The 24,878-nt window shown below is 54.4% G+C and carries 18 protein-coding genes; 14 read left to right on the forward strand and 4 right to left on the reverse strand.

Features of this window, described 5'->3' with window-relative positions:
- Positions 1-19: 19 nt before the first annotated feature.
- Complete coding sequence (locus N645_RS0114790) at positions 20-3,034, reverse strand: TonB-dependent receptor (protein WP_024462292.1); 3,015 nt, start codon at positions 3,032-3,034, stop codon at positions 20-22.
- A gap of 606 nt (positions 3,035-3,640) precedes the next feature.
- On the opposite strand from N645_RS0114790, the gene N645_RS0114795 reads away from it, so the two are divergent.
- A complete protein-coding gene (locus N645_RS0114795) occupies positions 3,641-5,227 on the forward strand; it encodes a carboxylesterase/lipase family protein (RefSeq protein WP_024462293.1) in 1,587 nt (528 codons plus the stop codon).
- A gap of 89 nt (positions 5,228-5,316) precedes the next feature.
- Here N645_RS0114795 and N645_RS0114800 read toward each other — a convergent pair whose 3' ends face one another.
- Positions 5,317-6,210 (reverse strand): LysR family transcriptional regulator, encoded by an 894-nt coding sequence (locus N645_RS0114800; protein ID WP_024462294.1) that lies wholly within the window; start codon positions 6,208-6,210, stop codon positions 5,317-5,319.
- A 237-nt stretch (positions 6,211-6,447) separates the two neighbouring features.
- Between N645_RS0114800 and N645_RS0114805 the strand changes: the two genes are divergently transcribed.
- The 12 genes from N645_RS0114805 to N645_RS0114860 all read left to right on the forward strand — a co-directional run bounded on the left by N645_RS0114805 (position 6,448) and on the right by N645_RS0114860 (position 21,881).
- Positions 6,448-8,013: a tannase/feruloyl esterase family alpha/beta hydrolase gene (locus N645_RS0114805; protein ID WP_238559265.1), complete on the forward strand. Its 1,566-nt coding sequence runs from the start codon at positions 6,448-6,450 to the stop codon at positions 8,011-8,013.
- A gap of 84 nt (positions 8,014-8,097) precedes the next feature.
- Positions 8,098-9,285, forward strand: coding sequence for a CaiB/BaiF CoA-transferase family protein (locus tag N645_RS17235; RefSeq protein ID WP_036161468.1), 1,188 nt, complete (start codon positions 8,098-8,100; stop codon positions 9,283-9,285).
- Between the two features lie 58 nt (positions 9,286-9,343).
- Positions 9,344-10,642, forward strand: coding sequence for a serine hydrolase (locus N645_RS0114815; protein WP_024462296.1), 1,299 nt, complete (start codon positions 9,344-9,346; stop codon positions 10,640-10,642).
- The gene (locus tag N645_RS0114820; protein WP_024462297.1) at positions 10,642-11,940 is read left to right on the forward strand and encodes a CitMHS family transporter; all 1,299 of its coding nucleotides are present in this window, start codon (positions 10,642-10,644) and stop codon (positions 11,938-11,940) included. Before N645_RS0114815 ends, N645_RS0114820 begins: the two co-directional genes overlap by 1 nt.
- 57 nt (positions 11,941-11,997) lie before the next feature.
- Entirely contained in the window at positions 11,998-12,897 is a 900-nt protein-coding gene (locus tag N645_RS0114825) for a hydroxymethylglutaryl-CoA lyase (protein WP_024462298.1), read from the forward strand.
- 57 nt (positions 12,898-12,954) lie between these two features.
- On the forward strand, positions 12,955-14,907 hold the full coding sequence (locus tag N645_RS0114830; protein ID WP_024462299.1) for an acetoacetate--CoA ligase: 1,953 nt from the start codon (positions 12,955-12,957) through the stop codon (positions 14,905-14,907).
- A complete protein-coding gene (locus N645_RS0114835) occupies positions 14,900-16,081 on the forward strand; it encodes an acetyl-CoA C-acetyltransferase (RefSeq protein ID WP_024462300.1) in 1,182 nt (393 codons plus the stop codon). The genes N645_RS0114830 and N645_RS0114835 overlap by 8 nt, the downstream gene beginning before the upstream one ends.
- A gap of 62 nt (positions 16,082-16,143) precedes the next feature.
- On the forward strand, positions 16,144-17,145 hold the full coding sequence (locus N645_RS0114840) for a sugar phosphate isomerase/epimerase (protein ID WP_152521728.1): 1,002 nt from the start codon (positions 16,144-16,146) through the stop codon (positions 17,143-17,145).
- Positions 17,146-17,181: 36 nt separating this feature from the next.
- The gene (locus tag N645_RS0114845) at positions 17,182-18,867 is read left to right on the forward strand and encodes a GMC oxidoreductase (protein WP_024462302.1); all 1,686 of its coding nucleotides are present in this window, start codon (positions 17,182-17,184) and stop codon (positions 18,865-18,867) included.
- A complete protein-coding gene (locus N645_RS0114850) occupies positions 18,867-19,430 on the forward strand; it encodes a gluconate 2-dehydrogenase subunit 3 family protein (protein ID WP_024462303.1) in 564 nt (187 codons plus the stop codon). The genes N645_RS0114845 and N645_RS0114850 overlap by 1 nt, the downstream gene beginning before the upstream one ends.
- Positions 19,427-20,593 carry a Gfo/Idh/MocA family protein gene (locus tag N645_RS0114855; protein ID WP_024462304.1) on the forward strand — a complete coding sequence of 389 codons (1,167 nt, stop codon included), beginning with the start codon at positions 19,427-19,429 and terminating at the stop codon, positions 20,591-20,593. The genes N645_RS0114850 and N645_RS0114855 overlap by 4 nt, the downstream gene beginning before the upstream one ends.
- Before the next feature lie 64 nt (positions 20,594-20,657).
- Positions 20,658-21,881: a nucleoside permease gene (locus N645_RS0114860; RefSeq protein WP_024462305.1), complete on the forward strand. Its 1,224-nt coding sequence runs from the start codon at positions 20,658-20,660 to the stop codon at positions 21,879-21,881.
- A 675-nt stretch (positions 21,882-22,556) separates the two neighbouring features.
- On the opposite strand, the gene N645_RS0114865 is transcribed toward N645_RS0114860, so the two are convergent.
- Positions 22,557-23,486, reverse strand: a complete 930-nt coding sequence (locus N645_RS0114865; RefSeq protein WP_024462306.1) for a LysR family transcriptional regulator — start codon at positions 23,484-23,486, stop codon at positions 22,557-22,559.
- Positions 23,487-23,625: 139 nt separating this feature from the next.
- Between N645_RS0114865 and N645_RS0114870 the strand changes: the two genes are divergently transcribed.
- On the forward strand, positions 23,626-23,895 hold the full coding sequence (locus N645_RS0114870) for a DUF2798 domain-containing protein (protein WP_024462307.1): 270 nt from the start codon (positions 23,626-23,628) through the stop codon (positions 23,893-23,895).
- 38 nt (positions 23,896-23,933) lie between these two features.
- Here the strand turns inward: N645_RS0114870 and N645_RS0114875 are convergent, their stop codons facing one another.
- Entirely contained in the window at positions 23,934-24,860 is a 927-nt protein-coding gene (locus N645_RS0114875; protein ID WP_024462308.1) for a LysR family transcriptional regulator, read from the reverse strand.
- Positions 24,861-24,878: the final 18 nt, after the last annotated feature.

The raw sequence follows: 24,878 nt of genomic DNA on the forward strand, positions 1-24,878 counted from the left end.
CAAATACAATTCACAACAATCAGAATGTGTATCGGGCACCGATCTGATACCGAGCACCCAAGTCATCCAGGTTCCATAGTTGGCGAGGAGAACGGCTGTGGGACCGGAAGTTTTCCTCGGTCAAATTCAACCCTTCAAAGAATACCTGGAAGTTGTCGTTGATATCGTAACTGATGTTGGCATCAACCTGTTGGTATTCTTCGACCCACGCTGGGTTCCTATTAGAGAAATTGGCATCAGCCAGATACTGGTCTCTCCAATTGTAGGCAAGTCGCGCAGAAATGCCGTGCTTCTCATAAAGCAAGACAAGGTTTGCGGTGTCGCTAAGGCCGAGAAGGGCGAACTGTGAAATGGAGGGATCGCCTGCGTTGTCGTAAGAAACATCTCCTCGAACGATGGTGTAGTTGGCCTGGACGCCAAATCCGCTATCTCCAAAGAAGTGTTGCACCGCCATCTCCGCGCCGTAAATCTTAGCGGATTCATTGTTGACCGGCGTATCGGTCTGGAAGGTGTACAGGGGATCATCGCTGTTAGGCTGAACATCGTAATCGATCTCTACCTGATTATCATCCAGTGAGTCATAGTCCAGTCCATTATCTATGGCAACTACCATGGTGAACAGCTCGGTCTCATCGACAACACCGTCGTGATCACTGCGTGACTCCAATGCGGCTCTTGCCGCTTGAGCACGAGGTCCGGCCGTCGGGTCTCGAAGATCGAAGAGGTTACGGCCAACAGGCTCACTACCGATAAAGTTGTCAACGCGTTTCTCGAAGAAGCCGACTGAGGCGTAGTCACTGTCTCCGTAGTACCACTCAAGAGACAAGTCGAAGTTATTGGACTCTAGTGGCTCCAGCAAAGGATTCCCCGCACTCGCCGTAGCGGATGACAGACCACTTGTCGTCGGACGGCTGGGCGGATTGACCTGAATGGCGGAACTCAAGTTGTCGTAGGTCGGTCTCGCGATGGTCTTGCTCATGGACATGCGGCCGACGAGCTGTTCGGTCAGGTCAAGGCTGAAATCCAGGCTGGGAAGTAGGTGGTCGTATTTGTTGGTGATGCTCAAGGCATTCAGACCACCTTCGCGGTTGACTAGAAAGTCGTTGTTGCTCTGCCAGGTGATGGACGTTGGCGTGGCAAGAAGCGACTCTGACAAGACCTCGGTTTCTTCGTAGCGGAAGCCGGTCAGCAGGCGGAATGGGTAATCGCCAAGGTCGCCCGCCAGATCGAACTGCAGGTATGTCGCCAAAATGTCTTCGGCAACCAGGCGATCGGTGTTGTAATTGGTCAGCGGCGCGAAATCGAACCCGTAGGCGTCGGCGCCCCAGCGGGCGATTTGCTCGGCGTCCCCGGTCCATGCCTCTTCGGGAATAGAACCAATTACGTCTGACGATGTGGAGTAATCTCCGTACTCGGCGGGGAAGTTGATCGGAGACATAAACTCGTTTGGAATGTCGCCCGGATTGGCTAGACCCCAGTTACCCATGGCGTTGATATTGTTGGAAAAGAGTGTCGAGTTCTCAGTGGAGCGATCCTCCACTCCGAACTGGATGGCGCCCTGGTCCAGTTCCCACTCACCATCAATGCGGAATTGCTGGGTATCGGTGGTTTGCGTGGAGTAATAAAGCTGTTGAACCTGGCTGCCAAGATCGTTGACGGTAAATCGGCCATCGCAATCCATTCCAGGGCCACAGTCAGCGATGGTATCGACCACGAAAACGGGAAGGTCGCCATTGAAGTCGGCTTGATGGTGCCCGACCAATCTGGCCCCCAAACCGGTAGTCAGCGAGCTGCCACCCCATGAGCCCTCGGGGAGGCTTTCAGCTTTGGAATCATGGTAATCGAGAGTTAACGTCAACTCGTCAGTGGGGTTGAGCTCAACGTTCAAACCCAATGAACTCAACTCGTTGGTTTGATGTGTTGAACTCTGCGGCATAAAAAGGTCTTTGCCGTTGGTGTCACTGATTTGCTCAGAGTAGATCACCGGTGTGGCTACAGCCTGGTCGGTATCAAAAACAGCGCGGTCGGCATTCTGAGTAAACCAGATGCCGTAGACAGAGTCGTCTGATTGAGTTTCGTTTTTGGCGTAAGTGTAGTCAACCGTCGCGTTGACGAACGAGGAAGGCTCAAACTGCAGAACGAGTTGACCATTGGTCCGGGTCCGCTCCCGGTCTGAAATCCGGTACGCGACGTTCGCCGGGGTAGAGTACAGTTGCCCTTCGTCCGGGGCGTTAACGATGTCCCGCTTACCGGTTTCCGGATCGACACCGATGGCCATGGCGGCCGCCAGATCGGTATCGTGGTCAACCCAAGGTCGTGTGTCCCAGCCGTTTATATAGGCCCCTGAGGAACCGCTCTCGCGTTGTTGGTGGCTCAGTGCGAGCCCGACACCGAATACATTGCTTGAGTCTGTCCAGCTGACAATGCCGGACACTTCGGGGGTCAGGTCCGAGCCGATGCGGCTGGTGGTGTCGTGAACGCCTTTTATGCCTGCGGAAATATTCAACCCGGGGTTGTCCAGCGGGCGTGCTGTCTTGAGATTGATGGTGGCGCCAATCCCCCCGCTAGCAATATTGGCCCGGCCGGTTTTGTATACCTCAACGCCACTCACAGCCTCAGAAGCAAGCTGGGAAAAGTCAAAGCCGCGTCCGGACGCGGCGGCTGTGGCAGGAGCGTCGGCCGCTGGCATGGTACGGCCATTCAGCGTGATCATGTTGTAGTTTTCGCCAAAGCCCCGAACGGTGACCTTTGAGCCTTCCCCGTTTTCCCGGCTGATGGAAACACCGGTGATCCGCTGCAAGGACTCGGCGAGGTTAGTATCCGGGAACTTGCCTATATCTTCGGCTGAGATCGCATCCACCACGCCGGAGGAATCCCGCTTGATGTCCATCGCCCTCTCCAGGGAACCGCGAATACCTGTAACAACCACTTCTTCCAGTGGTCCTTGAGTAGCGCCCTGAGCGAAAGATTGCGGTATAGCCATGGACGACATAGCTACAATGATGGCACTGGATAACTTATTTTTATATAACATTAACGTGTTCCCCTTCTCGGTGTTGTTAAATAGTTCGAACCTTTCTTCCGCTCGTATTGACCTTTCTGCGATTCAAATATCGTTTGCTGCCGTGTCTCTATTGCCTATGCCACTTTCAAATTAGTTGCTCTACTGATTAAGAGAATAAAAGTTGCTGGATAGTCCACGGGCAAGAGCGGAAATCGTTATTTAATTTTGTTTCTCCTTTCGGTGGCTAGTTCTGTGTTAAAAGCCACCGTGACTTGTCTCTGACCAAAAAATGTATGGTTTGGCTAAAGACGAGAAAAGCCTAATCTAAAAAAAATGATAAAACTACACTTCCTTGTATATATTTTGATCGCATCTAACAGTATCAATTTTTGTTATTGACGAAGTTACTTGAGTTATACGAAAAATGAATGCAGCAATAATAAAATACAATGTGTAATTCTCTTTCGAAGGTGTAAAGTAGTGGCGCTAGCAAAGCAACTAATCATAAATTGACACAATAATTGGTCCGAAGCCCGCTATTAAACCCCCAGTACGAATCATCGTGAGCGCCCAATAGAGCCACGGTTTTGTCTCCGGCAGGGCTTTTGATGAACTATTTCTGATGGAGAGGTAATCATGAAGATCAAATTTTCTGTTCTTATAAAAGCGGCCAGTCTGGCGCTAGTGGCAACTAGTCTGTCTGTCAATGCCGCGCCGGAGCTCGTCCGAGAAGTTGAGGGCGGAAAGGTGAAGGGCGAAGTAGAGCAAAATGTTCTGTCTTACAAAGGTATTCCCTTCGCTCAGCCTCCTGTGGCCGATCATCGGTGGAGAAAGCCGCAACCAGTTGCTAGCTGGGAAGGCGTAAAGGATGCCACTTCATATGCCAGCGATTGCATGCAAATACCCTTCCCCAGTGATGCTGCGCCGTTGGGTACGGAGCCTTCTGAAGACTGCTTGTATCTGAACATTTGGCGACCAGCCGAGAGTGCAGAGAAACTGCCGGTCCTGGTATGGATTTATGGGGGTGGATTTGTCAACGGTGGCTCCTCGCCTGATGTGTACGACGGGTCCGCCTTTGCGAGTCAGGGGTTGGTTTTTGTGAGTTTTAACTATCGTTTGGGGCGATTTGGATATTTTGCTCACCCAGCCCTTGAAGAGGCAGGTGAAGGTCTGGGTGGTAACTTTGGGCTCATGGATCAGCATGCAGCACTTCGGTGGGTCCAGGACAATATTGAACAATTCGGTGGTGACCCGGATCAAGTCACTATTATGGGGGAGTCGGCCGGAGGCATGGCCGTTACTCACCTGATGGGGTCACCAGCGGCAGAAGGCCTTTTTCACCGTGCGATCGTCATGTCTGGCGGTGGTCGAACTGGCGGTCAAACGAGAGATATCCGCGAAGATCAGCCAGACATGCCTTCAGCTTCCACTATTGGAGTGAACTTCGCGGAGAGCAAGGGTATTTCTGGTAGTGGAGAAGAGGCACTAGCCAAGTTGCGCGGCTTGTCTCCTGAGGAAGTTGCTGGCGACCTGAATTTGGCAACGCTTTTTTATGGCGACGAGGAGTCCAAGCGGACGTGGACTGGCCCCTTTAAGGATGGCGTGACATTGTTGGCTGGTAACGAAGAGCTGTTCCGCCGGGGGGAGCATGGCAAGGTTCCTTTGATGGTAGGTGCCACCAGCGCAGATGTCGGCTTTTCTTCGGCTGAAACGAAAGAAGAGCTATTCAAACAGTTTGGCCGGGACGAAAGACGCGCTCGAAAGGCGTTTGATCCCACAGGCGAGACACCGCTCAGACAGCTGGGTATGACTGTTGGAGCAATGCAGTTCATGGTAGAGCCGGCCCGTTACTTGGCTCGAGAGGTCACTGAGTCGGGTGAAAAAGCGTGGCATTACCGATTTTCCTATGTGGCACTGTCGAAGAGAGATGAGTGGAGTGGTGCTCCGCACGCTACCGAAATTCCCTTTGCGTTCAGTACCCTGGAGGCTAAATATGGTGTTGATCTGATGCCGCAGGACCAGGCAACAGCTAAACTGATGAATGCCTATTTCGGTAATTTCGCTCGAACCGGAACACCCAACAGTGCAGGTATTCCCGAGTGGAGTGAGTATGCTCCAAGAAAGAAGAATCTTCTCGAATTCACAATGAACGAATTGGTTTCCGAAGGTGCTGACCCTTGGCGGGAGCAACTTGACTTGATTGAGAAGCAAGCCGAGCAGTGATCAATAACTGATTGGTTGGCCTGGGCTCTGTAGCCTGGGCCTCGCCAGCTCCTGCAGCGATAATTGTTGTAATTAGGTTGTTGTATAACTTATTGACTTGGTTCCGGTAGGGTGGAAAACAGGACCGAAATGAACTTCTCAGCGGCCGGCGACGATACCATCTGGTGGAGTTTAAGAAGGCAGATCTCACGCTTTATCTGCGGAGAAGTAATCGGTATCCGCTTTAAGGTTTTGGGAAGCTGACTGGTAATGCCAGAGTCCGGAAGAATGGCGGAACCCAAGCCTGCCTCAACATAAGCAATAGCAGATGGCATAAGTTTTGGCTCCAGTATGATGTTCAATTTTATGTTCTGTTCGTTGGCAACGTTGTCGATCAGGTTTCGGATAGTGGTGCCTTTGTGCATCGCAATGATCGGTTCCTTTGAGAGGCTTTCCCAGTCGACCGTAGCGTTTTTTGCAATTTTTCTGCTTGTGTCACAGATAAGAACAAGTTCGTCCTGCATAAGTGCTCGAGCTTCAATGTCCTTTCCGGGATGTTTGTAGGTAATGCCAAAGTCAACTGATTTGCTTCTGACAGCTTCTACAACTTCATCCCCGGATATGTCTAGTACTTCGATGCGGATACCTGGATGATCGTTCTTAAATTGCTTGATTATAGGCGGCAGTACGGAAGTGCACAAAGAGGGTAGTGCGGCAATAACAAGTCGACCTCGTTTGATGGCTTTATACAACTTAATATCGTTCAGGGCATCCTCAAAATCATTGACCAGTTTTTGCGCAGTACTCAGGAATTCCTCTCCTGCTTGAGTCAGTTGAACTTGGCGGGTGTTTCTGGCCACCAACGTTATGTCAAGGTCGGATTCCAGTTGTCGAATCAGTGTACTCAAGGCGGGTTGGGTAATGCATAGCTGATCCGCTGCATTTGTGAAATGCAGTTCTGATGCTAACGCTATAAATGCTTTTAAGTGCTTGATGTTAACCATTTTCCGAAGCCTTTCATAATAGTTAATTATTAATATATATAATTAATCAATTTGAATGATATCTCACCTTTGCCCTAGTATCAATCTCGAGAGTTGAGCCCAATGTCCACCGGTAGACGAATACAAAGAACGAGATAAACAGTTATGTTGAAGTGTTTCTGGAAAGGGCCTATTCCTAACGTTTGTATTATTTTCGCATTGCTCTGCGGGGTCAGTGTAAAGGCGAACGATGGGCTGATGGAAGAGGTGGACAGCTGTGCCGAGATGGCGAGTATGGTCTTGGATAACGCTAGCAGTATCTCCGCAAATAGCGAAGTGATCAACAAGCAATCCCCGCAGGGAAATGAGGCATTGACTCAGTCGGTGTGCCAATTACAGTTGCAGGCTTTCCCGGTCAAAGGCTCCACAATCGGCATTGAGATTTGGTTGCCGGAATCAGGTTGGAATGGAAAGCTCCAGATGGTGGGTAATGGTGGTTATAGTGCCCGGATAGACTATGCGGCCTTTAAGAGGTTGCTTCGCCGGGGTTATGCCGTCGTGGGGACCGATACTGGTCATGAAGGGGATGACCCTTCGTTCGCTGCGGGGCGCCCGGAGGCTATCAAGGATTGGTCCTATCGAGCAGTGCATGTGTCTGTGGTTCATGCCAAACGCTTGGTTGAGGCCTTCTACGGTCAACCAGCACAATACAGTTACTTTTCAGGCTGTTCGACAGGCGGGCATCAGGGGTTAATGGCTGCGCAGCGTTACCCGCAGGATTTTGACGGAATCATCGTCGGAGCCCCTGGCCATAACCGTACTCACCTGAACGCGGGATTTCTTTGGCAGTTTGTAAAGAATCGCGATCCTGAAAATACGAACAAAGCGCTTCTTTCATCCGAACAGCTAAAGATGGTCTCGGCGAAGGTTCTGGAAGTATGCCAAAAGAACAACGGGGCGGTATCAGGGGGTGTTCCTCAGGATACTTTCCTTAACAACCCTTACCATTGTGACTTTGCCCCGGGAGTTCTGACCTGCCCGGATGACGGAAAAGGTGGGAAAGATTGTCTGAGCGAAGAACAGGTTCGAGCGCTTGACAATATGTACTCAGGTGCCCACAACCCACGGACAGGGGAACGAATTTACTTCGGTAATCTTCCGGGCACGGAAGCTGCTGGTGGCTATTCCGGTAAAGTAGGTTGGAGCTTATACTGGGCGGACCCGAATGATCCCTCAAAGCCTGCGCGAGAGTCCTTTTGGCAACATTGGGCCTTTCCAGGTGAGTCCTGGCGTTGGCAAGATTTTGACTTTGATCGCAGTATGAGGCAGGCGGATGATCAGCTTGCTGCTGAAGTCAACGCTATGAACGCGGACCTTTCTGGGTTTTTGAGCTCAGGAGGGAAGTTACTTCACTATCACGGACTTAATGATCCCGTGGTGCCAGCCACTGACTCTATTAGCTATCACAATCGTGTAGTAGACGCTGCCAAAACATCGAGTTGGGGAAATCTCTCTAAGCGTTACCGGCTATATCTGATGCCGGGCGTCAATCACTGCGGGGGCGGTGCAGGGCCTGGGCAGGCGGACTTTCAAACAGTTCTTGAGAAATGGGTTGAGCAGGGGGCTGATCCCGATAGGATAGTTGCGCGCGGGGGTTCACCAGAAGGTGAGACGTCCTCCTCTTACGAGCGACCGCTCTGCCCTTATCCGGAGTTTGCCTATTACGACGGAGCTGGTAATCCCAAATTGGCAGCTAGCTTCGTTTGCCGTCGCCCCGATCGGGAGTTTCAGGTCCCAAGAGTGTCAGCCGATTACTTGAGGTGAGACGGGGCGTAGTAGAAGTCCGGTTAGTAACGTCCGGATAACCACCAGTTGGCACGTTCATTTTTCTAGTAGAGAGTCAGGTTTATGCAGGATCTTCTGAAAGGGCTTAGAGTCATCGATATGACGACAGTTGTGCTTGGGCCCTATGCAACTCAAGTACTCGGTGATTTCGGTGCGGAAGTGATAAAGGTTGAGAGCCTGTCCGGTGATGTCTTTCGATATGTTCGCCCGGGCCGATCCCAAACCATGGGCGCAGGTTATATCAATTGCAACCGTAACAAGAAGTCAATCGCTCTGGATCTGAAAAGTGAGCAGGGCCGCAAGGTCTTTAACAAGCTTCTGGAGACAGCTGACGTTGTCGTCCACAATATGCGGGATAAGACCGCGAGTAAGCTGGGCGCCTCTTATGAGGCAGTCAAAAAGGTGAACGAGCGCATTGTCTACTGCTCAGCACCGGGCTATGGGCAAGATGGTTTGTATGCGGATGAGCCGGCTTATGATGATATCATTCAGGCGGCTTCCGGAATCGCTCATTTGAATACTGACATTAATGGAGAGCCGCGTTTTCTGCCCACTATTATCTGTGACAAGGTGGGAGGGCTTCATTTGGCGCTTGCGGTCTTGGGAGGTATCGCTCACCGTTTGAAGACAGGAAAAGGATGTGCGGTTGAGGCTCCGATGTTCGAAAGTATGGTTTCGTTCCTGATGGTGGAGCAACTTGCTGGACAAAGTTTTTCCCCTCCGATAGGGGGTACCGGATATGAGAGGTTACAGTCGCCCTATCGACGCCCTTTTGCCACGGCGGATGGCTACATCAGCGTGCTTCCTTATACCACTAAGCATTGGGTCGGATTTCTCAAGCTTGCCGGACGTGATGACTTGGTGTCGGAAGATTACGTGGTAAATCCCGTCGTAAGAAGTGAAAACATCAACAACCTCTACAAAATCATCGCAGAGGTCACTCCTGAGCGGACCACTGATGAATGGGTGGCGATTCTAAGAGCTGCGGATATTCCCTGTTCGCGGGTGAATAGTATTGCGGACTTGCTTGAAGACGAGCACCTTAAGAGCGTTAACTTTTTCACTCATTACGAACATCCTTCCGAAGGTTCTATGCAGGGAGTGAGGTCACCTATCACGGTTAAGGGGATGACTCCCTCAGAAGACCTGCCGCCTCCAACACTGGGAGAGCATACAATGGATACTGTGCAGCGTCTTGGAATTCCAGAATCCCAGATAGACGTTATGAAAAGAGAAGGAAATTTGCGCTAGAGATTGACACAGAACCTACTAAAAACGCGGATGAGTAAATGAAAGGGCGAGAGTGAGTATGAAGAAAAGTCCGATGTCGATAAAAAAATCGTTTCTGGGGTTGGTTGGGGTTACGGTTCTAGGGGGGGCACTGTTAGCTTGCTCAAGTACTACCAGTAATCCTGTTGGAGATTCTTATCAAGGCCTTGCGGAGGACATACACCAGGCGGTGGATAAGCGTCTGGCACCGGGAGCGATCACTACCATTTACGAGAAAGGATCGGTCGTATTTCACGATGTTTACGGCTACGAAGACCTGGATAGTGCCAAGCAACTTCACGATGACAGCCTCTTTCGTCTTTACTCAATGTCAAAACCGATCACCAGTGTGGCGATCATGATGTTGGTCGATCAGGGACGGTTGGCGCTGGAGGACCCTATAGAGCAGTTTTTGGTTGAGTTCAAAGACGCTGAGGCCTATGCTTCTGGCCCCCTTGGTGCCATTAAGACGGAGCCACTGCAACGGTCAATCACCATTGCAGATCTGCTTACCCATACATCGGGCATTACCTATCACTTCTCGGGGGATACACCAGTACACCAGTACTACCGAAAGTACGGTGTTAAGCGAGCGACACCGGTGGGAAGCAATCCGGATGACGGCGCTCCCGCCGACAGCCTCAAAGAACTGACTCACCGAATTGCCCAGGCACCTCTGTTACATCAACCGGGGGAGCGATTCTCTTACAGTTATTCGACCACGGTTCTGGGCCGCGTTATTGAGCAGGTGACGGGTGAGTCTCTGGATCGGGCACTCAAGCGTATGGTGCTGGAGCCCCTTGAAATGAATGACACCGGCTTCTATGTCGAGGGCGATGACCTCGATCGGTTTGTCACCAACTATCTGATGACCGACGAGGGGTTGGTGGCGATTGAAAACCGTGATAACACCGACTACAAGGATCGGAGCCGATTACTGGACGGTGGTGGAGCCTTGGCCGGCACCGCCCAGGACTACCTGAATTTTTCGATGATGCTGATGAACAAAGGGCGCTACAAGGATCATCAATTACTCAGCCCAGAGATGATCGAGCGGATGTTTACACCCGCAGTAGAGATACCTGGTGCGGACAGTGACGCCAGCGTTTGGTTCGGCCTTGGATTCGCTATAGGTACTGAAGAGACTGAGCGCGCGGGAAATATGCCGAACGGGAGCTTTGGCTGGGCTGGCTCAGGTAACACATTCTTCTGGGTGGAACCTGAATCGCAGCGGGCGGTGGTATTTATGACGCATGTGATCGCTCCGCCGGACCAGATTCCGTTTCGGGGACTTATTATAGACGCACTCGGTGACCGGACACCAAGTCGGGGACTGTGATGCTCTCTCTTATAGGGTTTATCACCATCATCGCCGTTCTCGCTCTGATCATGAGCAAGAAGGCTAGCCCATTTGTGGCTCTGCTGGCGGTCCCCGTGGTGGCTTCATTGGTGTTGGGCAACGGTGTGGATACAGCAGGCTTCATGGAGGAGGGCATAATCAGGATCGCCCCGGTGGCAGTCATGTTTGTGTTCGCGATTTTATATTTCAGCCTGATGAACGAAGCCGGTTTGTTCGATCCCCTTGTTGATTGGGTCGTGCGCTTCTCCGGCAACGACCCCCGGAAAGTGTGTGTCGGCACGGCCATCTTGACTGCCTGTGCCCACATGGACGGCTCTGGCGCCTCGACGTTTTTAATCGTGATACCGGCCTTGCTTCCGGTTTACGACCGAATTGGAATTGATCGAAAAGTGTTGGCCTGCGTCGTCGCCATGGCGGCAGGTGTAGGGAATTTACTGCCCTGGGGCGGGCCCACTATTCGGGCGGCGGCGGCCATCGACGTGTCTGTGATTGAACTCTATCTGGCGCTGCTTCCTGTTCATGCCGCAGGTCTTCTGTTTGTTCTGGCTTCTGCCTACTGGTTGGGCGCCAGAGAGAGCCGTCGCCTGAACCCTGTGGGGCCGTCGGTCGACGAGCGAACCGAGAGCGGCCAATCAAGGGAGGTGGAGCCTACCGCTCGTCCCAGCTCGATCCTTTATGCCGCCAACCTCGCGTTAACGGTGGCCGTGATCGCGCTCATGGTCAGTGCGGTGCTGGAACCGGTGATCGCTTTTGCACTGGGTTTGGTAGTGGCGATGTTGATTAATTTTCCCAAAGTTGAGGATCAGAAGTCGCTGGTCGAGCGTCATTCGCAACCGGCTTTGACGATGGCAACGATCCTGTTCGCAGCCGGTGCCTTTACGGGGATTTTGTCCGGAACCGGCATGCTGGACGCCATGGCCTCGTCCACCGCCAATGCGATTCCGGACTCTTTGGGAAGCCACATTCCCTCAATGCTTGCCGTGGTTTCAATGCCCCTGAGCTTCCTGTTTGATCCCGACTCCTTCTACTTCGGAATACTTCCCGTGCTATCTGGAGCGGCGGGTGAGTTTGGCGTTGCCCCGGAGCAAGTGGCCAGGGCAGCATTGATGGGGCAAATGACCACGGGCTTCCCGGTCAGCCCGCTGACACCCGCCACTTTCTTGTTGGTGGGGTTGAGTCGAATCAGTTTGTCCGATCATCAAAGGTTCAGCATTCCTTTTCTGTTTGCGACCTCCCTGGTGATGTCGCTGGTGGCAATGCTGTTGGGCATTTTTTGATGGGTTTCGATTAACCGTTCATAACCATGAACTCACACTGGATTGCAGGTACAGATCATGCACCTCCCTAACGATGTCCGCGTAGTTGAAGTTGGCCCGCGAGACGGTCTCCAGAACGAAAAGGATCCGCTGTCGGTCGAGCAGCGTGTGCAGCTTGTCAATGCACTGGCTCGGGCCGGAGTTTCCAGCGTGGAGGTGGGCAGCTTTGTGTCTCCTAAATGGGTGCCTGCCATGGCGGCTAGCGACGAGGTTTTCCGGAAAATCGAGAGGCGGCCCGGCACTGTCTATTCGGCCTTGGTTCCCAACGAGCGGGGCCTGGAAGGTGCGCTTGAAAGCAACGTGAGCGAGATTGCGGTCTTTATTTCCGCATCAGAATCCTTTTCGAAGCGCAACATTAACTGCTCTATTGAAGAGAGCTTTGAGCGCTTAAAGCCAGTGTTCGACAAAGCCTTTAAAGCCAGTATTCCCGTGCGCGGGTATTTGTCCTGCGTGGCCGGTTGCCCCTACGAAGGGGCGATCTCGCCCGCTGTGGTCGCTGAATTGAGCCGGCGACTGGTGGAGACTGGCTGTTACGAAGTCTCGCTGGGGGACACCATCGGTGTGGCGACGCCTCCCGTAGTAGCCGACGTTCTCGATCAGGTATTCAGTGTTGTGAAGGTATCCAAAGTCGCTGTTCATTTTCATGACACCTACGGATACGCCCTGGCGAACGTCTTTCAGGCGCTGCAGCATGGCGTGTCGGTAGTGGATTCCGCTATTGCCGGACTGGGCGGTTGCCCTTATGCCCGGGGTGCATCAGGCAACCTCTGCACGGAAGACCTGGTGCACTTTCTTCAAGATCTCGGCATAAATACCGGACTGGATCTCGATGGTCTCATGGCGACAGGAAATTGGGTGTCGGAACAGCTCGGGCGACGCAGCCTGGCAAAAGTTTCGGCGGCACGTGCCCGAGAGTGATTTTATTTAATCGACACGATCACGATTAAAGTGTGATGTTTTTACGGATTCGACCTTATGCAAGAGCTGCTCTACACTCCTTCCGCCGGTGCTCGTTCATCGAGTCAGCTTGCTGAGTTCTCGCAGATAATAAGCGAGCACACAGGTTTGAGATTTTCCTCGTATCAGGCGTTACAGGCCTGGTCGGTTTCAAACCTGGAAACTTTCTGGCGCTTGTTTTGGGGTTATGCCGACCTTCAGGGGGAACCCGGAAACACGGTGTTGCGAAGCGAGCAAATGCCGGGAGCCCAGTGGTTTCCCGAAGCGAGGCTGAACTTCACCGAGAGCCTTTTGGCGCGTGGGCGGGATGAAGATACCGCGTTGATCTGTTGTTCCGAGTCCAGACCTGAGCAGCGTTATTCTTACCGCGAGCTGCGACAGTCCGTGACGCGAGTGTCGGGCTACCTGTGGCACCAAGTCGGTACCCGACCCGGAGATCGGGTAGCCGGGTATATAGGCAACACCCCCGAGGCAGTGATCATGATGCTGGCGGCCGCCCGTATCGGTGCCGTTTGGTCTGCGGTTTCTTTGGATTTCGGATTGGATGGTGCATTGGACCGCTTGGGGCAGGTAGAACCCAAAGTGGTTCTGGTGGGCAATGGTTACCGCTATGCGGGCAAAAGCTTCAGTCGAGCAGAAACCGTGGCTCAGTTGAGAGCGGCCATGCCGGATGTTCAAGCCTGGGTCGCTGCTGACACCTTGGGTGAGGGAACCGAGCGTAAGGCCGAGTTGCCGAGTTGCTTCGAGTGGGAAACATTGATCAGTGAGCCCTGGCCTGAGGTGGCGGCTGAACGCTTTGGCTTTGACCATCCGCTTTACATACTCTTTTCCTCCGGCACTACCGGGCAGCCCAAGTGCATTGTCCATGGCAGCGGTGGCACCTTGATCCAGCACGCCAAAGAAATGCTGTTGCATGCCGACGTTCGCTGCGACTCCACTCTGTTCTATTTCACCACCACCAGTTGGATGATGTGGAACTGGCTGGTGTCCGGGTTGTTTACCGGTGCGGCGGTGGTGCTTTACGAGGGCAGCCCGACTTACCCGGATGAGGGTATGTTGTGGCGTATGGCCCAAAAGCTGGGAGTCACCCATTTTGGCACCAGCGCCAAGTACCTCAGCGCCTGCCGCAAAGTCAATTTGACGTTTGCGCCCAATGCTTTGCCCGAACTGAGCGTGATCCTCTCCACCGGTTCCCCGCTATCACCGGATGATTTTGATTGGGTTTACGCGCAGGTAAAAGGCGATGTGTTGTTGCAGTCCATCTCCGGGGGTACCGATATCGTTTCCTGTTTCGTCGGTGGCAACCCCTGGAGTCCGGTGAAGAGAGGCCGAATACAGGGGGCAAATCTTGGTATGGACGTCCAGGCTTGGGATGAGCAGGGGCAAAGGGTTTGGAACCAGCGTGGAGAGATGGTCTGTACTCAACCGACCCCCTCCATGCCTTTGTATTTTTTGAATGACCCGGATGGCAGCCGATACCGAAGCGCTTATTTCGAGCGTTACCCCGGCGTCTGGAGTCAGGGCGACTTTATTGAGTTTGATCAAGACGGGCAGGCGGTGATTCATGGACGGAGCGATACCACCCTCAACCCCGGAGGGGTGCGCATTGGGACCGCTGAAATCTATCGAGTGGTGGAATCTTTCCCCGAACTGCTGGACTCATTGGTGGTGGGCCGACCGGTAGAGGACGACATCTCGATTGTGCTGTTTGTAAAACTGCCTGCCGGGCAACTGCTGGACGATGCTCTCAAGCAGAGCCTGAAGCGGAAAATCCGCGAAAAAAATACCCCTCGCCATGTACCGGGGGACATCATTCAGGTACCGGACATCCCCTATACCCATTCCGGGAAAAAAGTGGAATTGGCGGTGTCGCACATTCTGCGGGGAGAGTCAGCGGGTAATTTGTCTTCATTGGCCAACCCGTCCTGTCTTGATTTTTATCGGGAGCTGAAGGAGTACAAACATGAATGAAGCGGTGATTGTGGCAGCAACCCGCACGGCCGTTGGATCCTTTCGGGGGGCGCTTTCGGAGTTGTCTGCCGTCGCCCTGGGTGCCCGCGTCATTGAAACGATCCTGACAAAGACAGGGCTGGATCCCGCTACTGTTGATGAAGTTATTCTGGGGCAGGTGTTAACCGCCGGGCAGGGGCAAAACGTGGCCAGGCAAGCCGCTATTCACGGTGGCCTGCCGGTCTCGGCGCCGGCGTTTACTGTCAACAAAGTGTGCGGCTCGGGCCTAAAGTCGGTTCAGTTGGCGGCCCAGGCTGTGCGAGCGGGGGACGCTTCGGCTGTTCTCGCCGGGGGCATGGAAAGTATGAGCAATGCGCCCCACGTCTTACTTCAGATGCGATCGGGAATCGCTCTGGGGCACGGTCAATTACTGGACAGCGTGGTTCACGACGGCCTTTGGGATGCGTTTGAAAACTACCACATGGGGGTGACTGCGGAAAACCTGGCTCAGCGTTACTCCATTACGCGGGAACAGCAGGATGAGTACGCCGTGCGTTCTCATGAGCGCGCCCGAGCCGCCCTTAACGCCGGTTACTTCGCGGATGAAATCACCCCAGTGACCGTCACCAGCAAAAAAGCGGGTGCGCGTACCATTGATACGGACGAGCAACCCAGAGAGACCTCTGTGGAAGCGCTGGCCCGTCTCCGCCCAGTATTTCGCGAAGAGGGAGGTACCGTAACGGCGGGGAACGCTTCCAGCCTCAACGACGGTGCCGCCCTGGTCATGGTGGTGAGTCGGGCGTTTGCTCAAGAACAAGGCCTGCCGGTTCTGGCTCGGGTAGTGGCTTCGGCCGCTACCGGAGTTGAGCCGGCGACTATGGGGCTCGGCCCGGTCAGTGCGACCCGGCAATGCTTGAATAAGGCCGGCTGGACGCTCTCGGACCTCGACCTGATTGAAGCCAACGAAGCTTTCGCCGCCCAGGTGCTCGCCGTGAATCATGAGTTGCAGTGGGATCAGACGCGGGTAAATGTTAACGGCGGGGCGATTGCGCTGGGTCATCCTATTGGAGCCTCGGGCTGTCGCTTACTGGTGTCCTTGCTGCATGAAATGCAGCGGCGGGAGGTGCACCGGGGGCTGGTCACGCTCTGCGTCGGAGGTGGACAGGGAGTGGCCATGGCTTTGGAGAGGCCGTGATTAAAACGAATGCGGCCATGATACTGACTGACACACAATCAACTTGTTAACACTAATATCTTTTGGAGTTCGATATGCCTGTATTAGCGAATATTGTTCGGCTCGATTTCTGTCGGGGCATTCTGAAGCCGGTTGCGATGGTGGTTACCACCGCGCTGCTCATGTCATCCAGCGTTGGAGCCCTGGCCGAAGAACCCGACTACGAAGGTGTCTCCATACAGCTGTGGTCGGTCAAAGAAGAGGTGACGGCCGATGTGCGGGGAACCCTAAAATCCTTGGCGGGTATGGGCTTTGATGGCGTCGAGCTTGCCGGTGATCTCGGCGATTTCGCCAATGACCCGGAAGGGTTCAAAGCCTATCTGGATAAATTGGGAATGACGATCAGCGCCGCGCATGTGGGAGTTGATCAGTTCAGTGAGGAGAACTTTGACAAAACTATTAAGTTCTACCAGGCGCTGGATGTTGATCAGTTGATTGTTCCCATGGACGCACGTGCTTGGGACCCGGAGCAGATTGATAGCCTGGTCGCCGACCTGAACCGCATAGCTGAGTCGCTCGAACCCTATGACATGCAGACCGGTTACCATAATCACCACCGGGAATTTGATACCTACAAAGACAGCACCTTCTTTGACTACATCGCTCGAAACACGCCTGACAATGTCCTGTTGCAAGTTGATGTTGGCTGGGCCTACTTTGCCGGCCAGGATCCTGCCGAGATACTGACCCGTTATCGGGATCGTATCAAAACAGTACACTTCAAGGCCCAGATGACCCGCTATGCGGATATCCGTCAGCAGGCCGAAGAGGCCGCCAAGGAACACCCCTTCGGCGAATTCGGCGTTATCTTCCAGCACAATCAGGCCGCCGCCGACAACCACGAAACCATTCAGCCGTTAATTGGACAAGACCGGCTGGACTGGCCTTCCATTATCAACGCGCTGGACAGTGCGGAAGAGCCGGTCTGGTTTGTTGTGGAGCAAGAGATCTATCCGAAGAACATGGACCCAATGACCGCAGTAGAAACTTCGATGAACGGCTTGAAAGCCGAGCTTTCACAGTAGCGAGTATTGCAATAATAACCAGAGTGAGAAGTACCCATGGCAGATAATCATTACGATGCAATTGTGGTCGGTTCCGGCATCAGCGGCGGCTGGGCGGCGAAAGAGCTGACCGAAAAAGGCCTGAAAGTGTTGCTCCTGGAGCGCGGACGGAATATTGAACATGTAAAGGACTACCAGAACGCCACCAAGGAGGTGTGGGATTACCCCCATCGCAACAAACCGACTCAGGAGATGATCGAGAAGCACCCGGTTCTGAGTCGGGACTATCCGTTGAATGAAGCCACCTACGGTATGTGGGCGGACGAGCAGAAAAACCCTTATGTCGAAGAAAAACGCTTCGACTGGTATCGGGGCTATCACGTCGGTGGCCGCTCTCTGCTTTGGGGGCGTCAAACCTATCGCCATGGCCCGATGGATTTTGAAGCCAATGCCCGCGAAGGTGTCGCGGTCGACTGGCCCATCCGCTATGACGACATCGCCCCCTGGTACGACTATGTTGAACGGTTCGCCGGTATTGCCGGCACTCGTGATGGGCTGGATGTCCTCCCGGACGGCCAATTCCTCCCTCCCATCCCGCTGAACTGTGTGGAGAAAGATGTCGCCAAGCGTCTCGAGAAGGCCTACGGAGGTACCCGGCACATGATTCACAGCCGGGTGGCCAATATCACCAAACCCATGCCGGAGCAGGGCCGGGTCAACTGTCAGTACCGCAACAAATGCTGGCTGGGCTGCCCCTTTGGTGCCTACTTCAGTACCCAGTCCTCTACGCTTCCAGCAGCCATGAAAACCGGCAACCTGACCCTGCGCCCCTTCTCGTTGGTGAAAGAAATCATCTACGACAAGGACAAAAAGCGGGCCAAGGGTGTGGAGGTGATCGACACCGAAAACAACCAGACCTACGAGTACACCGCTGATGTGGTGTTCCTGAACGCCTCCACCTTCAACTCCACCTGGATTCTGATGAACTCCGCGCGAGACGTCTGGGACGGCGGTCTGGGCAGCAGCTCCGGCGAGCTGGGCCACAACGTGATGGATCACCACTTTCGGGTGGGCGCTGGCGGCATGGTGGAGGGCTTCGAAGATAAATACTACTTCGGTCGCCGCCCGGCCGGGTTCTATGTCCCCCGTTTCCGCAATGTCGGCAATGATAAGCGTGATTACCTGCGCGGTTTCGGTTACCAGGGCTCCGCCAGCCGTCAAGGTTGGGACCGGAACATTGCCGAGCTTGACGTGGGCGCGGGCCTGAAAGACGCGCTTAGCGAGCCCGGTGCCTGGTCCATCGGGATGATCGGGTTTGGTGAAATCCTTCCCTATCACGACAACCGCATCTCGCTCAATCACGAGGTAACCGATGCCTGGGGCCTGCCGGTGCTGGCCATGAACGTCGAGATCAAGGACAACGAGAAAAAGATGCGCAAGGACATGATCAACGATGCCGTTGAGATGCTGGAAACCGCTGGCCTGAAGCATGTCCAGCCCTTCGACTGGGGTTATGCCCCGGGGCAGGGCATTCACGAAATGGGCACGGCACGTATGGGCCGCGATCCGAAAACCAGCGTGCTCAATGCCCACAACCAGGTGTGGGATGCGCCCAACGTCTATGTCACCGACGGCGCCTGCATGACCTCCGGCTCCTGCGTGAATCCGTCGCTGACCTATATGGCGCTGACCGCTCGGGCGGTGGACCACGCGGTGAATGAACTGAAGAAGGGGAACCTGTAATGAATCGACGCGAACTCCTCAAACTGATAACCGCCGCCACCGGTACCGCCATGATCGGCGCGACCGGCACGCTTGCCGGGTGCGTCAACGAAGCCTCCAAGGCCGCTCCACTGACGTTTACCGAGCAGGATCGAGTGCTGCTGGATGAAGTGGCCGGAACCATCATTCCGAAGACGGACACTCCGGGGGCAAAGGAGGCCGAAGTGGGCCACTTTATGACGGTGTTTGTGCGCGATTGTTACACCCCGGCGCAACAAAAAGTCTTCCACCAAGGTCTGCCCCAGCTCAAGGCCCGCGCGGAGCAGGCGTATGGCGCCGAGTTTGGGGTACTGAGCCAGGCGCAGAAGCTGGAATTAGTCCGGGCGCTGGATGGTGAGGCCAAACAGGTGGCCGCCGCCGGTGAGGAGACGCATTACTTTACCATGCTCAAGCAGTTGACCCTGTTCGGCTTCTTTACTTCAGAAGTGGGCGGAACCCAGGTACTACGCTATATGGCGATTCCGGGTCGTTACGATGGTTGCATGCCTTATGAGGAAGGTGATCGGGCCTGGGCGACCACATGAGTAAAAGCGATTTCAAAAGAGTACGAATGGGCATGGTGGGCGGCGGCGTCGGTGCTTTTATGGGCGCGGTGCACCGCAGTGCGTCGGCCCTGGATGGCCAGTTTGAAATGGTATGCGGCGCCTTTAATAGAGACGCCAGCAAGAACGTTCAAACGGGCCAGTCTTTGGGCATTCCTGAACAGCGGGTGTATGACTCCTGGCGGCAGCTGATCTATGGCGAAGCCAACCTTCCGCCCAATGAGCGTATGGAAGTTCTCGTCATCGTGACGCCCAACCACCTGCACGCGAACATCAGTGAGGCGGCTATCAATGCGGGCTTCCACGTGTTCTGCGAGAAGCCCGCGTCGATCACACTGGCTGAGGCGCAGAAGGTGGCCCAGGCGCTGGAAACGTCCGACCGCCTCTATGGTCTCGCTCACACATATCTCGGGTACCCCATGGTGTGGCAGGCTCGCGAAATGGTCCTTGCCGGGGATCTGGGGCGGCTAAGGAAGATCTACGTGGAGTATCCCCAGGGCTGGATGAGTGAACGTCAGGAAGCCGAGGGAGACCAGCAAGCCGCTTGGCGTTCGGACCCCGCCCGGGCCGGCGTCAGTGGCTGTATGGCGGACATCGGCACCCACGCTTTCGGCATGGCCGAATTCGTCAGTGGCCAGAGGATCACCGAGCTCTGTGGTGAATTGCGTGCGCACCTGCCCGGGCGGCGTCTGGACGATGACGGAGTTGCGCTGTTTCATACCAGCGAAGATGCCAGCGGGGTGCTCATGGCCAGCCAGGTCTGCGTCGGCGAAGAAAATGCACTGAAAATCCGTCTGTACGGGGACAAGGGCGGTCTGGAGTGGCACCAAATGGAGCCAAATAGCCTGCTGCACCGGCGTTTGGGAGAGCCCCCGCGAATGCTTCGTGCGGGTATCGACCAGCCAAGGCTATACCCCGCTGCCCGTGACCGTTGCCGTCTACCCGGCGGGCACCCGGAGGGGTATCTGGAAGCCATGGGGAATCTTTATCAGAGTTTCGCTTGTGCCGTGCGTCAGGGCATGTGCGGCTCCGCCCCGGGTGTGCCGGGTATCGCGGAGGGCCTGCGCGGCATGGCCTTTATCGAAACCATTGTCGAGAGTCAGAAAAGCGACCGGAAGTGGTTGCCGATTCCAGACGTAGGTTGATCCGCCTTGAGGTTTTGTCCCATTTAACAACAACCTGAAAATATTAAGGACCAAAGGTCAGACTATGGTTAAAACACGACTAAGCATCATGATGTTTCTTCAGTTCTTTATCTGGGGAGGCTGGTTCGTCACTTTAGGGACTTTTTTGGCCAACAATCTTGACGCCACTGGCGGCCAGTCTGCAATGGCCTTCGCCACCCAGTCCTGGGGCGCCATAGTCGCGCCGTTTATCATTGGGCTGGTGGCCGATCGCTACTTCAATGCCGAGCGAATCCTTGGCGTGTTGCATCTGGTTGGTGCTTTTCTTATGTACCAGTTGTACCTGGCACAGGAGTTTTCCACGTTCTATCCCTTTGTGCTGGTTTACATGATTCTTTTCATGCCGACTCTGGCACTGGTCAATTCGGTATCTTTTCGTCAAATGGATGATCCGTCACGCGAGTTCGCCAGGATCCGGGTATGGGGCACTATCGGTTGGGTCGTCGCCGGCCTGATGATCAGCTACGCTTTCTCTTGGGACTCTCAAACCGGTATTTCCGACGGAATGCTACGCAACACTTTCCTGATGTGTTCCATGGCTTCTGTGGTGCTGGGGGTTTTCAGCTTTACTCTCCCCCGGACGCCGCCGGCGATTGATCGCGGAGAGAAATTGAAGATGCGCGAAGTCCTGGGGTTGGATGCACTGGCGCTGCTAAAGGACCGGAATTTTGCTGTATTCTTCGTCTCCTCTATTCTGATCTGCATTCCTTTGGCCTTTTACTACCAGAACGCCAACCCGTTTTTGACCGAAATTGACGTGGAAAATGCCACTGCCAAAATGACCATAGGCCAGGTGTCCGAAGTGCTGTTCATGCTTCTTCTTCCGGTTTTCCTGAAGCGTTTCGGGATAAAACTGACACTGCTTATCGGTATGCTGGCCTGGGTGATCCGGTATGTTCTGTTCGCATACGGCAATGCCGACGATCTCGTTTTCATGCTGATTGTGGGTATTGCCCTGCACGGTATCTGTTACGACTTTTTCTTCGTGTCCGGACAGATCTACACAGATTCCAAAGCGGGCCACCGGTTCAAGAGCTCGGCTCAGGGGATGATTACTTTGGCCACCTATGGGGTAGGAATGCTTATTGGGTTCTGGGCATCCGGTATGATCACAGATCATTATGTTAATGCTGATGCATCGCGTGATTGGAGCAGTATTTGGCTCTTTCCATCGATTTTTGCGTTAGCGGTTATGGTGGCTTTCGTTGTGTTCTTTCGTAGTGAAAAGATAGAAGATCCAAGTAGCTAGTTTTGCTTCCGATAGGATATAAAGCTACCAGTAGCATGAATGCTCCGATTTTCGTACAGTGTACGTATTGTTTGACGGAGCCAAGGCTGTTTATAAAGTTTTGATCGGTGGCGCATGTTTTAGTACTTAGGCATAAAAAAATATAGCCTCTGACTGTGCATCTCCGGCAATCGCCGGAGATGCAGTTATTTTCAGATCAACCCCCGCTCCGAAAAACTAACCCTCATTACTCCTAATCACCGTATGATCAAACACTCGAAGATCTACCAGTGAAGGGGCTCTTTCAGTCGCTCGGTCAGTTGAGCGATTCAGAAAACGCCTGGAGGACCTTAATCCTCGGCTATTCACCTTTCCACTTAGGTTGGGCTTCTTCAACTTGAACGGGTAGCGCCTCCACCACAATGACAGCGGGAAACTGGTTTACGCTCAACGCTGGTACATTGAAAGGATCACGCCGCACTGCTCGGTTATCCGGGGAGTTTGGGCGAAGAGTCCTTGGCGGATATCATTGTTGCCACTTGGCACGCAGGAACAGACGATGCAGAGGCTAAGTATGCTCGTAAGCAGGTATGATGCCTTCATGTTCCATACACTAGAAATTCTGAGTCGCCTAAGATACCTGCTTTCTTTCTATCCTACGAGAAGTGAAATTGCTCCGGGTAGGAATAGCTCTGATTACGGGCGCCACTGTGATGGCAGTGTCGCTAACAAATAGTCCATAAACGCCCTGACCTTGGGCGTCAGTTCGTAGCGGTCGCGCACGCAAATGTAGAAATCGAGCGGATCGATAAGTGCCGACTGTGCCTCTTTCTCTCCTTCTTGCGCCACAAACAGTTCCTCTAACTCTCCGCTGACGAGGTAGGGCTCAGCAACAAACGCTGCTAGTCTTGTGATCCCACCACCGGCAACCGCCAGGCGGGCAAGCACATCAATATCATCGCTAATGAGGGTGGCGTGAACCTCAGCGTCGAACCGCTCGCCATTTCGAATGAAGCCCCAGCGCAGGAATCTGCCATCAACGGGGTACCGGAAAACCAGGCAGTCATGATCTCGCAACTGCTCCGGGTCGGTTGGTCGTCCAGCCCTCTCCAAATACGCTGGCGAGGCACAGAACTTTGACGGAACCACGGCGAGCTTCCGCGCCACCAGCCCCTCCTCGAGTTGCTGTTGTATGCGAATACTGATGTCGATGGACTCACTGACGTGATCAACACTGCGGTCGGTCGCTACCAACTCCACGGCAATTCGTGGGTAGCGCTTCGTGAACCCAGGAATGAGCGGAGCCAGCACATGCCGAGCGAAGGCCGCTGAGGAGGCTATGCACAGTCGCCCCTGGGGCTGTGCGTTTAGCGCAGAAACGGCTTGCCCCGCCAACTCAACGTCTCGCACCACCGGTCTGACTTTTTCGTAGTAAGTGGTGCCGCTGTCCGTCAGTGCCAGGCGACGAGTGGTGCGGGTCAGTAGCCTCGTATTCAACTGCGTTTCAAGTCGCGCTATGTTCTGGCTCGCAGCGGCAGGACTGATGCCCAGGGCACGGGCGGCGGCCGCAATGCTCCCGGCCTCCACCGCTTTCACGAAGGTTTCTATTCCGCGCAGAGTATCCATAAGTACATCCGATCAATAGATTTATTATTAGTAAGTTTAGCTTACGAGTCTCGAGAGCGTAAACCGTCTACCGGTCAACCTATTCGGTGCGTACAGTGCCTCAATCACGAAATATGAATACGAGCCAGCAGAGGTGAACATGAAAAACGACGATCGTGGCATCGGCCAAAGGTTAAAGCTGCATCCCCGGTTTACTGTCGTGGCATTCAGCTTCTATATGGCCAGCATCATGGCCTTCCTGATGTGTCTCATCATTACAGCGGCAAACCGGGGAGTAGGCCCGGACTTTTTCGAGCAGGCTTTTCAGGCCTACAAACTCGCTATGCCGAGCGCATTCTTATGTGTACTGCTAGTGCGACCAGTGGTGGCCTTTCTCGTGAAGCTGACGGTACAGCAGGTTCGGCTATAGCAGAGCGAAGACTTGAAGAGAGTGGGGCGCGCCACCTCCTACGGCACGTCGGATAACTCCGTCCGCACAAACTCCCTGAAGACGCGCACGCGGGCGGGCGCATCGCGTCCACCGAGACTGATCGCATAGAGCGTGCCTTTGGAGACGCTCCACTCAGGCAGTACCGGTAACAGCGAGCCCGACGCAAGGGAGGCCTTTGCGACCAGGCTTGGAATCGGTCCAATGCCCCCTCCGGCGAGCACCAGTCGGAGCACACTGGCGTAATCGCTGGTGCGGATGGCGGGATGAGCGACGACCTGGGCCGAGCGCCCCCGTTTGTCGGACAGCGGTAGGTGTGCTGCCCCTGGGAATTCCCGCGATACCACCAAAGCGTGCTCGGCAAGTGTTGAGGGCACCTCCGGGCCGCCTCCATGGGCCTCCAGGTAGTCCGGCGCAGCGTATAAACCGATGTGGAAGTCCGCTATTTTCGACGCCCGATAGCCCATATCGGGCAGGCCCTCGACGCTGGCCCTCAGCGCGAGGTCGACCCGATTGGCGGCCAGGTCGAGGGAGGAGTCGGTCAGCAAAAGCTCCACGTTAATCTGCGGGTGCAGCTGGCGAAATTTCACCACGAGCCTGGGAAGGACATCCATGCCCAGATCGATTGGGGCGGTCACGCGCAGGTGTCCGCTGAGCACCTCTTGTGACTGGCGTGCCCCCTCGGCGGCATCGTCCATCCACCGTAGCGCCTCCCGGGCCTTGGTATAGAAGGCGATCCCCTCCTCGGTCGGCGAGACGGCCCGAGGGGTGCGGGCCAGCAATGTGGCGCCCAGGCGTGCCTCCAGGCGCGAGAGTCGCCGGCTGATGCTTCCTTTGGTTTCCTCCAGTTGCCGAGCCGCCGCTGATACCGTGCCGAACTCCACCACGGCACAAAAGGCCCGCACATCGTCGATGGCGCCCCCTAAGGTTTCCGTTTTATCAACCATGAGTTCCAATCCAGCCAT

The sequence above is a fragment of the Marinimicrobium sp. LS-A18 genome, assembly GCF_000463525.1.
GTDB classification, from domain to species: domain Bacteria; phylum Pseudomonadota; class Gammaproteobacteria; order Pseudomonadales; family Cellvibrionaceae; genus Marinimicrobium; species Marinimicrobium koreense.